The following is a 13093-nucleotide window of genomic DNA, read 5'->3' as shown; positions in this document are numbered from 1 at the left end:
CGCCCACCGCTGCGCTCGTTCGGCAGACAGAGGGTCAACCCGGACACCGCAATGGCGGCACGCGGGCATGCACCGATGGGTGATTTGAGCAATACGTTACAGATTTCGGTGCAGCAAGTGCCCTGTTGTTGCTGACCAATCTGAGATGGCAAAGCAACATCTGTAGGAGCCGGCTTGCTGGCGAATGCGTTGGGTCAAACCGACGGCTCGCTGACGGAACGGGTTCGCCAGCAAGCCGGCTCCTACCGATTCAGGGCGTGATCACAAGCTGCGTCCCGCCCACCGCTGCGCTCGTTCGGCAGACAGAGGGTCAACCCGGACACCGCAATGGCGGCACGCGGGCAGGCACCGATGGGTGATTTGAGCAGTACGTTACAGCTTTAGGTGCAGCAAGTGCCCTGTTTTTGCTGGCCAATCTGAGATGGCAAAGCAACATCTGTAGGAGCCGGCTTGCTGACGAATGCGGTGGGTCAAAATCCGACGGCTTGCTGACGATACGGATTCGCCGGCCGGCTCCTACAGATTCAGGGCGTGATCACAAGCTGCGTCCCGCGTCCGCAATCAGAACTCTGCCAGCGCTCTTCTGGCTTTTTCCCGCGCGCCGCAGACGGTCATCTGGCACCAGCGCCGCCGACCGTTTTTCGAGGTGTCGAGGAAGATCCAGTCGCAGTCCGGGGTTGCGCACACCTTGAGCCGCGAGAGCTCGCCGGAGGTCAGCAGTGTTGACGCCTGCACGGCCAGCCGGCCCATGAAACCGTCGGTCATCGAACCCAAATCGTCGCCTAGACGCCAGCGCCACAAAATGCCAACCGGCGTCGATACGAGTAGCCGCTGGTAAGCGGTGGCCGCCAGTGCCTGATTCAACGCCTCCAGGCTCTGCGCGTCGGCTTCCCGCCCCAGCGCCAGTGGCAACAGCAGACGATACAACGCTTCACGAAAGTCGATCATTTGCTGAAAGGCAGTCAGCGTCTGCCAGGAGGAACGCCTCACCAGCGCCACGAAATGCTGATGCTCGTCTTGCTCGATCAGCCCGGCATGAAAGAACCAGTGAACCACGTCCTCCAGACTGCTCAGCTTATCGACGACTTCCTTCAACCCTGTACCCGGGCGACGTCCGTCACAGGTATTCAGGTAGTCCAGCACCGCTGACCCGCCGACGAGACGGATGGCATTGATCTTCAGTTGTCCGATAGACATGGCAGGCCTCAGCGCAAAGCAGTGCATGAATGATGGCAGACAATGGGCAGAACGCTTTGGTTTCGGACGGCCGAGGCGTGTAAAGAGGGCCCGCAGTGCTGTGGTGGACAGAACGGTGCGATGAGCCCGCTTTTATTCATTGGTTTGTCGCCAAGGCGTTTGTATAGTGATTTTTTCCTGCGGGATTGGAGTCGGCAGCGTGACACAAACGAATTTCGAGACCGACATCCGGGCGATCGGTCAGATTGACTCCATACCGATGATCCTGCGAATGGTGAAGCGCGTTACGGGCCTGGGCTTCGCTGCCGTGGCGCGGGTCACGGACCGGTACTGGGTCGCTTGTGCGATTGATGACTCTATCCAGTATGGGCTGGCGCCGGGCGATAAGGTCGACGTCGCGACGACGATCTGCCACGAAATCTCGCAGCACAAACAACCCGTCATTTTCGGCCACGCCAGTGAGCATCCGGTGTTCGCCACCCACCCCACTCCCCGGCTTTTCGGGTTTGAAAGCTATATCTCGATCCCCATCATTCGCGCCAACGGCGAGTTTTTCGGCACGCTTTGCGCAGTGGATCGCACGCCTAGCGCGATCGAAACACCTGAAGTGCTGGAAAACCTCACCCTGTTTTCACAGCTGATCGCTGCAAACCTGGACATGCAGGATTCGCTCGATCTAAGCCAGCGTGAGCTGCTGGACGAGCGTGAGACCAGTCGGCTGCGCGACCAATTCATCGCCGTGCTGGGCCACGATTTGCGCACGCCATTGAGCGCCATCCGCATGAGCGCCGATTTAATCGACAGCCGTGTCACGGAGCGATCGACCCGTAAACTGGTTCACGCCATCCAGACCAGCACTCAGCGCATGGGTCTGTTGATCGAGAACGTGCTCGACTTCGCCCGAGGACGTCTGGGCGGCGGCATCCCGGTGCGCCGGACCCACGTCGACGATCTGCAATCTGAGCTGCACCGGGTGATTGAAGAGGTGCGCAGGTCTCACCCCGCAGCGAGCATTCAGCAATCCATTGACATCCCCACGGCGATTGATTGTGACCGGGTCAGGGTGGGGCAATTGCTGTGCAACTTGCTTGGCAATGCCGTGACCCACGGCGACACGCATTTTCCGGTCACGGTTCGGGCGGGGGTGGAACACAACCTACTGGTCATTTCGGTGACCAATCAGGGTCAACCCATTGAGCCGGAACGACTGGGGCTGCTGTTCCAGCCGTATACGCGCTCGGAGAAAAGCGGCTATGGCGGCGGCCTGGGACTGGGTTTGTACATCGCCGCAGAGATCGTCAAAAGCCACGGCGGCTCGATCTCCGTCGTGTCCACCGCCGCTGACGGCACGTGCTTCAAAGCCACTCTTCCGTTACACGGGGCACCCCACTTGTCCGACCACGACATGGCCGAGTAAGCGCAGCGCCACGCCTGAGTCAGGATCAGTAGTTGCCCGCCCAAAGGCGCGGCCGACGAGTGGCCCAGGCCATCTCGCGCTCGAGTTGCCCAGCCAGCCCCAGCAGCATGCCTTCCTCGCCAAATCCGGCCATGAACTGCATGCCGATGGGCAAGCCGGTTTCAGGGTCGTGGGACAGCGGAACGGACATCGCCGGCGCACCGATGACATTCGCCAGCGCAGTAAACGGAGACTGATCGAATACGTGGTTCATCCAGCCTCGCCCGTCCAGCTGCTCCTGCGCAGCGTTGTAGTGGCCGATCATCGGGGCCAGGCTTGGCAAGGTGGGCGACAGCAGCAAGTCATAAGTCTCGAAGAAGCCGCCAAGCTTTCGGGCCACGGTGTTGCGCTCGAACAAAGCGCCCAACAATTCGGTGGCACTCAGGCCTTTGCCGTACTGGTACAGCGCCAACGTGGCCGGCTCCAGATGGCTTGCATCGATGCTACGCCCGGTTGCGGATGCAATCGCATCCACCCAGGCCGCCGTGTTGGACGACCAGAACCGCCCGTTCAGTTCAACGAAAGCCGCCCAGCTCATGCCGATATCCGGTTCGATTTCTTCCACCCGGTGCCCTAGGGCTTCAAGTTGCCGGGCCGCCTGTTCCAGTGCCCTGCCGACTGAAGGGTGCAGCGCGTGGCCATTCAACGGCCGCGTCTGCACACCGATGCGCAATGAACCCGGTGTGCGCCGGGACTGCGCGAGGAAGCTCTCGGCCGGTACGGGAATCCGGAAGGGATCACCCGCTGCGTTGCCATGAATCGCGTCCAGCAACGCCGCACTGTCACGCACCGAGCGGGTGAGCAGGCCGTGTACGGCAAGGCCGCTCCAGACCTCATCGAGGTCTGGCCCCACGGGCACACGTCCGCGGCTCGGCTTCAGGCCGAACAGGCCGCACATGGAAGCCGGCACGCGAATGGAACCGCCGCCGTCGGTGGCGTGAGCGATCGGCACCATACCTGCCGCGACAGCTGCGCCAGAGCCGCCACTGGAACCTCCGGCACTTCGCTGCAGGTCCCAGGGATTGCGGGTCGCGCCATGCAGACGGCTTTCCGTGGTGGTGCTCGCCGCGAACTCGGGTGTCGTGGTCCTGCCCAACGGCAACAGGCCGGCAAGACGCAAACGGGTCATGAGCTGCGTATCACTCTCGGCGGTGCAGCCCAGCGCCAGCCTGCTGCCCAGTTCGTTGCGCCGCCCCTTGGCCGTAATGCCCACGTCCTTGATCAGAACAGGCACCCCGTTGAACGCGCCTGTTTGCGGCGAGCGTTCGTCGTCCCATGATTCGATCACCGCGTTGATCTGCGGGTTGAGCACTTCGATGGCGTGCAAAGCCGCAGTACGAACCTCGTCGGCACTCACATGTCCGGCCTCGATGAGCTGACTCAGGCCGGTGGCATCCTTTTCGGTGTATTCACTCAGGTGCATGGCAATCTCCAATTCGATATGATCGATACTCTTCGGTATCGAACGATACCGAAGAGTATCATGCGATACTTCCCGGTATCGCTGTCAAGGAGAAAACGATGCGCCCCTCACCTATTCCTCAGTTGCCGCCCAGAGAGCGCATCATCGAAGCCGCCACTGCGCTGTTCATGGAGCAAGGGATCACGCGCGTCAGCGTGGATGCCATCGCCGCCCGGGCCTCGTCGACGAAGATGACGGTCTACCGCCATTTCGAAAACAAGGATGCGCTGGTGCTGGAGTGGCTGGGGCAACTGATCGAAAGCTACGCCGATGCTCTGGACCGGATGGCAGCGCAGTACCCTGATTCGCCGCGTCAGCAATTGCTGGGATTCGTCGATTTCATCGTGCAGGACCTGGCGCGCTCGGGTTATCGCGGCTGCCCGTTCACCAACACGCTGGCCGAAGTGGCCGAGGATGATCATCCCGTCCGGGCGATGATCCAGCAGCACAAGCAACAGCAGTTCGCCCGACTGACCGCCCTCTGCGCCGCCATGCACCTGAACGAGCCTGGGCACGCCGCCGAGGAGCTGACGTTAATGATGGAGGGCGCTCAGGTGGTGGCGCAAAACAGGGGCATTGAGCACGTCGGTGAACGCCTGACCGCGATGGTGCAGCGGCGGCTGGGGTCGTAACGGGCCAACCTTGCCGCCGCACTGCTTGCTGGATTGGCTGATTGACAGCCCCTTTATGCTGACGACTTCAGACCAGCCAAGGGTTTTCCTGCAAATGGCGGGCTTCAAACGCTTCAATGGCCTCGCGGCGCTGCAGCGTCGTGCCGATCGCGTCCAGCCCAAGCATGAGCGACTGTTTGCGCAAGGCTTCGATTTCGAAATCGATGCTTTGCCCATCGCAGAGCTCGATGCGCTGGCTCTCCAGATCGATGGCGATAGACGCCGTGTCGCCCTGGCTTATGCGGTCGCTCAATGCCTTGAGTTCGGGCGGCGTGAGCGTGATGACCAACACCCCGTTGCGCTGGCAGTTGTCGTAGAAGATCCCGGCGAAGCGTGTGCCGATGAGCGCCCTGATACCCAGCTGCTGCAAGCCCCACACCGCGTGCTCCCGACTTGAACCGCAGCCGAAGTTGGGCCCGACCACCAGAAAGTTCGCGTTCTGCCACGGCGCTTGATTCAGTACAAAATCAGGGTTTGGCGTGCCGTCGGCCAGAAAGCGCAAGTCAAAGAACACGCCCCGGTCCAGCCCGCTGCGATCGATGCCCTTGAGAAACTGCTTGGGCATGATGACGTCGGTGTCTACATTGGCCGCAGACAAAGGCGCGGCGATACCCTGAACCCGAGTAAAAGGTTGCATATCAAACCTCCGATCCAAATTGACGAACATCGACCAGATGGCCAGTGACCGCAGCAGCGGCGACCATTGCCGGGCTCATCAGGTGGGTGCGCGCACCCGCGCCCTGCCGCCCCTCGAAGTTTCGGTTGGTGCTCGACGCGCAGCGATCTCCCGGATTGAGCACATCGTCGTTCATGGCCAGGCACATTGAGCAGCCCGACTGGCGCCACTCAAAACCGGCATCGCGAAACACCTGCGCCAACCCTTCTGTCTCGGCCTGATCGCGCACTTGCGTTGAGCCGGGAACGATCATCGCGCGCACGCCCTGCGCCACGCTTCGGCCTCTGACGACACGCGCCGCGTCGCGCAAGTCTTCGATGCGCGCATTGGTGCACGAGCCGATGAACGCATGGCTGATGGGGATGCTCGCCAGCGCCGTGCCCGGAGTCAGGTCCATATAACGCAGCGCACGCTCAAGGTCCTGCCGCAGGATCAGGTCAGGCTCTTGCGAGGGGTCCGGCACGCAGCCGGTAATCGCGGCAGCCTGGTCCGGGCTGGTGCCCCAGGTGACCATGGGCTGCAGCTTGTCGATGTGCATGTGCACTTCGCGGTCGAACCGGGCGCCGACATCGGTGTGCAACGACTGCCATCGCGCGACCGCCTGATTCCACAACTCACCCTTTGGCGCGCGAGGCTTGTCGGCCAGGTAGGCATAGACTTTCTCGTCCGGCGCCATGAATGCGCCCCTGGCGCCGGCCTCCACCGCCATGTTGCAAATGGTCATGCGCGCCTCGACGCTCAGCGCACTGATGGCCGGCCCGGTGAACTCGATCGCGTAGCCGGTTGCGCCAGACGCGCCGATCTGCCGGATCAATTCCATGATGATGTCTTTGGAGACCAGCCCCGGGCCGGGCTGGCCTTCAACGGTCACGCGCAGGGTCTTCAGCCGCTTGTACACCAGTGTCTGGGTCGCCAGCAGGTGTTCGATTTCAGAAGTGCCGATGCCGAAACCAAAGGCACCCAGGGCGCCATAGGTGGTGGTGTGGCTGTCCCCTGCCGCGATCACCATGCCAGGCAAAATGAAGCCCTGCTCGGGCGCCACCACATGCTCGATGCCCTGGCGCTTGTCGAGAACGTTGAACAGCTCGATGCCGAAGTCCCGGCAGTTCTCCTCGAAGTAGCTCACCTGGCGCGCGCCACCGGGATCCGCCATGGCTGCATTACGTTCCGGGGCCGTCGGGTTCACATGGTCAACCACACACAGCGTCGCGCTGGGCCGCCAGACACCACGCCCGGCTTGCCGCAGGCCGCTGAAGGCTTGCGGGCTGGTGTATTCGTTGGCCACCTGGCGGTCGATATAAAGCAGCACGTGGCCCTGGTCATCCAGTTCACAGACGGTGTGTGCGTCGATGTGCTTTTGATAGAGCGTCTTGGGAATGTCGGTCACGATGGGTACCTGTTGTGGTTCGCCTGCTGCCATCACCTGTCGACTGCGAGGCGATGCAACCTGACTCCAAGATAGCCTCGCGACCGCGCCCATCAATGGCGGAAGAGTGGATGCAAAGTCCACGAAACGTGCATGACGCAACGTTTTACCCCTGCGATTAACCCGCCCGAAACACACTTCATGAACTTTCCCCACACGCCTGGGCCCTTGCATCGTCCCCCGCTTGACCTCAGGCTTTCGGGGAACTGCTCAAGGAGTCGAACCATGTTTGCCGGATTCCAGACCTATAAACGCCACGTCAACGGCGTCGACATCAATTTTCGTATGGGCGGTACAGGCCCCGGTCTTTTATTGCTGCACGGCCACCCTCAGACCCACGTCATCTGGCACAAGGTCGCGCCTCGGCTGGCCGAGCATTTCACTGTGGTAGCGGCTGACCTTCGCGGCTACGGCGACAGCAGCCGGCCTGCCGCGGATGCCGAGCACAGCAATTACTCCAAGCGCACCATGGCGATGGATAACGTCAGGTTGATGCGCTCGCTCGGTTTTGAACAGTTCAGCGTGCTGGCCCATGACCGGGGCGCACGCGTTGCCCATCGCCTGGCCCTGGACCATCCCGATGCGGTGCAGCGCCTGGCGTTGCTGGACATCGCGCCCACGCTGGCGATGTACGCGCAAACCGATGAAGCCTTCGCCCGCGCGTATTGGCACTGGTTCTTTCTCATTCGGCCGGCACCGCTGCCCGAGAGCCTCATCGAGGCCGATCCCGAGCAATACCTGCGCAGCGTGATGGGCAGCCGCAGCGCCGGCCTGACACCTTTTACTGACGCCGCCTTCGCCGAATATGTGCGGTGCCTGCAATTGCCTGGCAGCGCCCGGGGAATTTGTGAGGATTACCGCGCGTCCGCCGGTCTGGATCTGGAGCACGACCGCGCGGATATTGCCGCCGAGCGCCGTCTTGAGATGCCGCTGCTTGCCCTGTGGGGCGCCGATGGCGTGGTTGGCCGCTGCTTCGAGCCGTTGAAGGAATGGCAAAAGGTCGCGAGCGATGTGCGCGGTTACGCGCTGCCGTCAGGTCATTACATCGCCGAAGAAGCGCCCGAACGCCTGCTCGAAGCGGTTGAGGATTTTTTCCCGGAGCTGCTGTCGGCGCGTTCGCCGAGTGGCGTTCCTGGAGGCAGCCAATCGCACGTGCCCGGCTGAGCCCACACTGGAACAGCGGGGCTCAGGTGCGTCGACACGGTGCTATTCTGATCGCCCCTTTGGCCACCCGTTTCACTCACGATGACGCTCATGAAAGGCTCGACGCCGCTTCCCGAGGATCTGCGGGTATTCCTCACCGTGATCCGAAAATCCGGTTTTGCCAGCGCCGCCGATGAGCTGGGACTGTCGGCCGCCTACGTCACCAAGCGCATCCAGATCCTCGAAAGCACGCTGGGCACTCGCCTGCTGCACCGTACCAGCCGCCGCGTGAGCCTGACCGATGACGGTGAGCGTGTGAAGGTCTGGGCCATGCGCATTCTTGAAGACTTCCAGGGCATGGCCGACGAGTTGGGCGACGCTCACCAGACGCCTCGGGGCCGGCTGCATCTGTGCAGCAGCTTCGGTTTCGGTCGGAACCACGTGGCCCCGGCGGTATCGATGCTGGCCGAACGTTATCCCGAGCTGGAGATCCGTCTGGACCTGTTTGATCGGGTAGTGGACATCGTCAGCGAAGGCTTCGACCTGGAGATCCGCGTGGGCGACGACCTGCCCGGACAGCACATCGGCCGCCAACTGGTCCGGAACCGGCGCACCTTGTGCGCGGCGCCGGGTTACCTTGAACGCAGAGGTACCCCGCAATCGCTTGCGGACCTGGAGCATCATGATTGCCTGGTCATCAAGGAGCGCGACAACGCCTTCGGCGTGTGGTCACTGGAACGCGATGGCGCCCAGGAGACGGTAAAAGTGCGCGGGCCGCTGTCGTCCAATAGCGGGGAAATCGTGCTGCAATGGGCGCTGGATGGCCGAGGCATCGTCTTGCGTTCGATGTGGGACGCCAAGCCGCTGCTGGAGCAGGGAAAGCTGGTCCAGGTGCTGCCCGGCTACCACCAGAATGCAAATGTCTGGGCGGTGTACCCTACGCGCCTGGCCCACTCGGGCAAACTCCGCGCCTGCGTGGAGTTTCTTGAAAATCACTTTATGGCGCTGTCGATCTGAGCGGGGACACCGCCTGCCCGGCTGGACAGCACCACCCATTGTAGGAGCGCGCTTGCCGCGAAGGGTGTGCAGGCACCACGCAAGCGCGGCGGGTTCACGCCCGGATCAAAAGACCGACCAGCCAATCCGCGAGCTCAGCCGCTCCAGCGCCGCCATCCCGGCGAGGGAGTTGCCTGCAGCATTCAGCTCAGGCGACCACACGCACACCGTGAACTGCCCCGGCACGATCGCCACGATGCCTCCCCCTACACCACTCTTGCCGGGCAGACCGACGCGGTAGGCGAAATTTCCGGCCTCGTCGTACAAGCCGCTAGTCGCCATGATGGAGTTCACCTGTTGGGTCTGCCGCCGGGTGAGGATTTGCTCGCCGCTGTGCTTGCAGAAGCCATCGTTGGCCAGGAAGCAGAACGCCCGGGCCAGATCCAGACAGCTCATTTTCAGCGCGCAGTAGCTGAAGTAGCTGCGCAGCACGGTTTCAACCTCGTTATGGAAATTGCCGAACGATTGCATCAAATACGCCATGGCCGCGTTGCGCGCGCGGAATTGATATTCCGAGTCGGCCACACGGGCATCGATCATCACCTGCGGGTTGCCCGACAAGCGCCGGGCGAAGTCACGCATCGACAAGGTCGGCGCGGCGAAACGCGACTGGTTGATGTCGCAGATCACCAACGCGCCGGCATTGATAAAGGGATTGCGCGGGCGCCCGCGCTCGAATTCCAGCTGCACCAGCGAATTGAACGGCTGCCCCGAGGGCTCATGGCCAAGGCGCTGCCAGATGGCCTCGCCGGAGTGGCCAATCGCTTGAACCAGGCTGAACACCTTGGAAATGCTCTGCACTGAAAACGGCACCTGAGCGTCACCCGCGCAATAAAAGGTGCCATCGTTGCCGTACACCGCGATGCCCAACTGTTCGGCTGGCACGTCGGCCAGCGCGGGAATGTAATCGGCTACTTTGCCCTGGCCGATCAGGGGACGCACTTCGTCGAGGATCTCGTTCAACAGCGTTTGCATGGCGGACCTTGTCATTGTTTCCCCGACGGCAGCAGGGGCTAGCATTCAAGACGAATGCAAAACGGACGGCATCACACGTTCGATGAGAACTTCACCGGTTATTTTTGCGGGGGGTGCGTTGCGCCGCAAGTAATCGGAAGAGCCCAGTCAGCGCAACAGGTCTGCGGCGTTGACCATCTTGAGGCCCCACTCCACACGCTCGGGAATGGCCCGGACCAACTGCTCGCGGTCCTCGCCCAGCAACGCCCGAAGCTGATGCGGGGCGAATACCAGATCGATGAATTGACGGGCGAGCCCGTCAGGGTCGGACGGCTGGTCCGGGCCTGCGAGAATGGCCGAATGCACACGCAAGAACCCGCCTTCCCAGCCCAGGCGGTTCACCTCGGCGGCCAGCGACGGGGCGCGGGCAGACGTGGCAATCACCAGGCGCATCATGGCAAGGGTCCGGGGTTGCAGCGCATGTTCCAGAATGCCGCGACCCACGTGTCGCAGACGGTCTTGCAGCGGGAGCGAAGGCGTGGTCTCGGAAGGGACCTGCAATGTGGCGACATGGCGCTGCACCACCGCCTCGAACAGCGCCTCTTTGTTGGCATAACGTGCATAGAGGGTGGCTTTGCTGGCGCCTGCCGTGCGGGCAATGTCTTCACATGACGTGCCGTCGAGACCGCAGGCCAGAAAGCGTTGCAGGGCCGCATCCAGCAACCTGCGCTGGACCTCCCCCGCTTCGCTCTGCCGGGGCCTGCCGCCTTTGGATGGAGTCTTGATTGTGGTCATGGCCGGCAACTTACAGCCGCCTTGTTTGTTCGTCAACTAAACGGTAACGTTCAGTTAAATCGGCTCGGCAAACGCCGTTTCCGTCCCTTCATTCCGATCATGAGAGCGCTCCTTGAATCACACCACTCAGTTACCCATCGTGGTTGCCGGCGCTACGGGCGATCTCGGCCAGCGTGTCGTGCATGCCTTGGCCACGCGCGGCGCCCGCATCATCGTGCTGGTTCGGCCCGGCACTGAGCCGGGACGCCTGGAAGGATTGCAAGGCAACCATACCGTGATCATTCCAGTTTCACTGGATGATGCTCACGGCCTGCGCCGTGCCGTTGCCGGCTCGGGTTGTGTGGTCTCCACGCTCAATGGTCTGGAGACGGTCATCATCAAGCAACAGACCGCGCTGCTGGAGGCCGCCGTCGCCGCCGGAGTCCCGCGGTTCATTCCCTCGGATTACTCGCTCGACTACACCCGTACCCGCCCCGGCAACAACCGCAACATGGACCTTCGCAGGCAATTCGCTGCACGGCTCGACCACGCCGACATCGCCGCGACTTCCATCCTCAACGGCGGTTTTCTGGAGTTGCTGGAAGGCGATGCCCCCATCGTATTGCCCGGGCGCCGGGTGCTGCACTTTGGCGACGCGCAGCAAGCGCTGGATTTCACGGCCAAGGACGATGTCGCGGCCTTCACCGCCGACGCCGCCCTGGACCCTGACACGCCGCGTTTCTTGCGCATTGCCGGCAACAGCGTGTCGCCCGCGCAGATCGCCAACACCCTGGCCGAGCTGACAGGCCAACCCTACCGCACCTTGCGTCCGGGCAATCTCGCTGCGTTGTCGGTGATCATCTCCGTGGTGCGTGCGCTCACACCCGCAAGCGACAAGCCTTTTCCTGCCTGGCAAGGCATGCAGTATCTGCGAGACATGATGAGCGGCCGCGGCAAGCTGCTCGAGCTTGACAACGACCGTTACGGCCAACGTGAATGGGCATCCGTGCGCGACACCCTGGCCCGTATTCATGTGCAAGGAAACCGATGATGACCGACCGCATTCACCCCTTCCCCATCCACATCCCGCAAGCACAACTCGACGACCTTGCCGTACGCCTGGCCCAGACCCGCTGGCCTGACCCGCAGACCGTCTCCGACATCAGCCAGGGCCCGCAGCTTGAGCGAGTCCGCGCGCTGGTCGAGCACTGGCAGAACAATTACGACTGGCGCGCCACTGAAACCCGGCTCAATCAGTGGAACAGCAGCCGGACCGAAATCGACGGGCTGGGCATTCACTTTCTGCACATCCGTTCGCCCCATGCTGACGCCCTCCCCTTGCTGATGACCCATGGCTGGCCCGGCTCCCTCCTGGAGTTCAATGCGATGATCGGCCCGCTCACCGACCCCACCGCCCACGGCGGGCAGGCCAACGACGCATTCCATCTGGTGATCCCGGCCCTGCCGGGTTTTGGTTTCAGTGACAAACCACGCTCGCCGGGCTGGGGCGTGGGCAAGACCGCTGCTGCATGGGTTAAATTGATGGAACGCCTAGGCTATGGCGACCGCTGGGCTGCCCAGGGCGGTGACTGGGGCGCGGCCGTGACGACAGCGTTGGGTCACATGAGCCCGCCAGGCCTGGTGGGCATTCATCTGAACATGGTGATGTACCAGCCCACCGACGCTGAAATCGCTGACGCCACTCCTGAAGAACAGCGCATGCTGGCCGACGCTCAACGCTATGAGCGCGAGCTGTCCGGCTACATGAAAGTCCAGAGCACCCGTCCGCAGTCGATCGGCTTTGCGCTGGCCGATTCGCCGGTCGGTCTTGCGGCGTGGATCTACGCGTTGTTTCAGGACGCCTCCGACAGCGCCGGGCAACCGGAGCAGGTGATCGACATCAACGCGTTGATCGACGACATCATGCTGTACTGGCTGCCCAACGCAGGCCCCAGCTCGGTGCGTTTCTACTGGGAAAGCATCCGTGAAATGCAGACCCGCGGTCCGGCCCCGCCTCAGCCCACGGCTGCGGGTGTGAGCATGTTTCCCGGCGAGCTGCTTCGCCTTTCCAGGCGTTGGGCGCACGCGCGGTTCGATGATCTGAGGTTCTTCGCCGAAGCCGAGAGCGGCGGCCATTTCGCCGCTCTCGAAAACCCGACGGTACTCACCGAGCACGTGCGCGAGACCTTCCGCCTGCTGCGGTGAAGTCTCAGCCCCCTGGCGCCAGTGCCGCAGCCGGCCTCGAAGTCACAGGTGAACCGGTTGCACAGGTGCAAGC

12 protein-coding genes are annotated in these 13093 nt (G+C 62.6%); 6 read left to right on the top strand and 6 right to left on the bottom strand.

The genetic code is table 11. The annotated features are described in order from the left end of the window. Positions 1-561 precede the first annotated feature (561 nt). On the bottom strand, positions 562-1197 hold the full coding sequence (locus tag QRN48_RS11210) for a CGNR zinc finger domain-containing protein (RefSeq protein WP_191945721.1): 636 nt from the start codon (positions 1195-1197) through the stop codon (positions 562-564). 199 nt (positions 1198-1396) lie between these two features. Between QRN48_RS11210 and QRN48_RS11205 the strand changes: the two genes are divergently transcribed. Then, positions 1397-2614 (top strand): GAF domain-containing sensor histidine kinase, encoded by a 1218-nt coding sequence (locus tag QRN48_RS11205; protein WP_285350606.1) that lies wholly within the window; start codon positions 1397-1399, stop codon positions 2612-2614. 25 nt (positions 2615-2639) lie between these two features. On the opposite strand, the gene QRN48_RS11200 is transcribed toward QRN48_RS11205, so the two are convergent. Then, entirely contained in the window at positions 2640-4076 is a 1437-nt protein-coding gene (locus tag QRN48_RS11200; RefSeq protein ID WP_285350604.1) for an amidase, read from the bottom strand. A 98-nt stretch (positions 4077-4174) separates the two neighbouring features. On the opposite strand from QRN48_RS11200, the gene QRN48_RS11195 reads away from it, so the two are divergent. Further along, complete coding sequence (locus QRN48_RS11195; RefSeq protein WP_285350602.1) at positions 4175-4747, top strand: TetR/AcrR family transcriptional regulator; 573 nt, start codon at positions 4175-4177, stop codon at positions 4745-4747. A 67-nt stretch (positions 4748-4814) separates the two neighbouring features. Here QRN48_RS11195 and leuD read toward each other — a convergent pair whose 3' ends face one another. Both leuD and leuC read right to left on the bottom strand, forming a co-directional pair. Then, a complete protein-coding gene (gene leuD / locus QRN48_RS11190) occupies positions 4815-5423 on the bottom strand; it encodes a 3-isopropylmalate dehydratase small subunit (protein WP_285350600.1) in 609 nt (202 codons plus the stop codon). A gap of 1 nt (position 5424) precedes the next feature. After that, on the bottom strand, positions 5425-6849 hold the full coding sequence (leuC, locus tag QRN48_RS11185) for a 3-isopropylmalate dehydratase large subunit (RefSeq protein WP_285350598.1): 1425 nt from the start codon (positions 6847-6849) through the stop codon (positions 5425-5427). Positions 6850-7113: 264 nt separating this feature from the next. Here leuC and QRN48_RS11180 point away from each other — a divergent pair, with 264 nt between their 5' ends. Beyond that, positions 7114-8052, top strand: coding sequence for an alpha/beta fold hydrolase (locus QRN48_RS11180; protein ID WP_285350596.1), 939 nt, complete (start codon positions 7114-7116; stop codon positions 8050-8052). A gap of 81 nt (positions 8053-8133) precedes the next feature. Then, a complete protein-coding gene (locus QRN48_RS11175; RefSeq protein ID WP_285350594.1) occupies positions 8134-9048 on the top strand; it encodes a LysR substrate-binding domain-containing protein in 915 nt (304 codons plus the stop codon). A gap of 105 nt (positions 9049-9153) precedes the next feature. Here QRN48_RS11175 and glsB read toward each other — a convergent pair whose 3' ends face one another. Then, a complete protein-coding gene (gene glsB, locus QRN48_RS11170; protein WP_037013515.1) occupies positions 9154-10062 on the bottom strand; it encodes a glutaminase B in 909 nt (302 codons plus the stop codon). A gap of 147 nt (positions 10063-10209) precedes the next feature. Then, positions 10210-10836: a TetR/AcrR family transcriptional regulator gene (locus tag QRN48_RS11165; RefSeq protein WP_285350592.1), complete on the bottom strand. Its 627-nt coding sequence runs from the start codon at positions 10834-10836 to the stop codon at positions 10210-10212. A 112-nt stretch (positions 10837-10948) separates the two neighbouring features. On the opposite strand from QRN48_RS11165, the gene QRN48_RS11160 reads away from it, so the two are divergent. Both QRN48_RS11160 and QRN48_RS11155 read left to right on the top strand, forming a co-directional pair. Then, positions 10949-11866 (top strand): NmrA family NAD(P)-binding protein, encoded by a 918-nt coding sequence (locus QRN48_RS11160; protein ID WP_285350590.1) that lies wholly within the window; start codon positions 10949-10951, stop codon positions 11864-11866. Then, positions 11866-13020 (top strand): epoxide hydrolase family protein, encoded by a 1155-nt coding sequence (locus tag QRN48_RS11155; RefSeq protein WP_285350589.1) that lies wholly within the window; start codon positions 11866-11868, stop codon positions 13018-13020. Before QRN48_RS11160 ends, QRN48_RS11155 begins: the two co-directional genes overlap by 1 nt. Positions 13021-13093: the final 73 nt, after the last annotated feature.

The organism is Pseudomonas sp. ME-P-057, from assembly GCF_030208975.1.
Classification (GTDB): domain Bacteria; phylum Pseudomonadota; class Gammaproteobacteria; order Pseudomonadales; family Pseudomonadaceae; genus Aquipseudomonas; species Aquipseudomonas lutea.
The sequence above is the reverse complement of the archived record's forward strand: the minus strand, read 5'-3'. Positions and strand labels throughout refer to the sequence as shown.

What these genes read in the sequence shown, in the direction of transcription:
- glsB (WP_037013515.1), bottom strand. Translation starts at nt 10,062, where the DNA reads ATGCAAACGCTGTTGAACGAGATCCTCGACGAAGTGCGTCCCCTGATC.
- QRN48_RS11180 (WP_285350596.1), top strand. Translation starts at nt 7,114, where the DNA reads ATGTTTGCCGGATTCCAGACCTATAAACGCCACGTCAACGGCGTCGAC.
- QRN48_RS11155 (WP_285350589.1), top strand. Translation starts at nt 11,866, where the DNA reads ATGACCGACCGCATTCACCCCTTCCCCATCCACATCCCGCAAGCACAA.
- leuD (WP_285350600.1), bottom strand. Translation starts at nt 5,423, where the DNA reads ATGCAACCTTTTACTCGGGTTCAGGGTATCGCCGCGCCTTTGTCTGCG.
- QRN48_RS11165 (WP_285350592.1), bottom strand. Translation starts at nt 10,836, where the DNA reads ATGACCACAATCAAGACTCCATCCAAAGGCGGCAGGCCCCGGCAGAGC.
- QRN48_RS11210 (WP_191945721.1), bottom strand. Translation starts at nt 1,197, where the DNA reads ATGTCTATCGGACAACTGAAGATCAATGCCATCCGTCTCGTCGGCGGG.
- QRN48_RS11200 (WP_285350604.1), bottom strand. Translation starts at nt 4,076, where the DNA reads ATGCACCTGAGTGAATACACCGAAAAGGATGCCACCGGCCTGAGTCAG.
- QRN48_RS11175 (WP_285350594.1), top strand. Translation starts at nt 8,134, where the DNA reads ATGACGCTCATGAAAGGCTCGACGCCGCTTCCCGAGGATCTGCGGGTA.
- QRN48_RS11195 (WP_285350602.1), top strand. Translation starts at nt 4,175, where the DNA reads ATGCGCCCCTCACCTATTCCTCAGTTGCCGCCCAGAGAGCGCATCATC.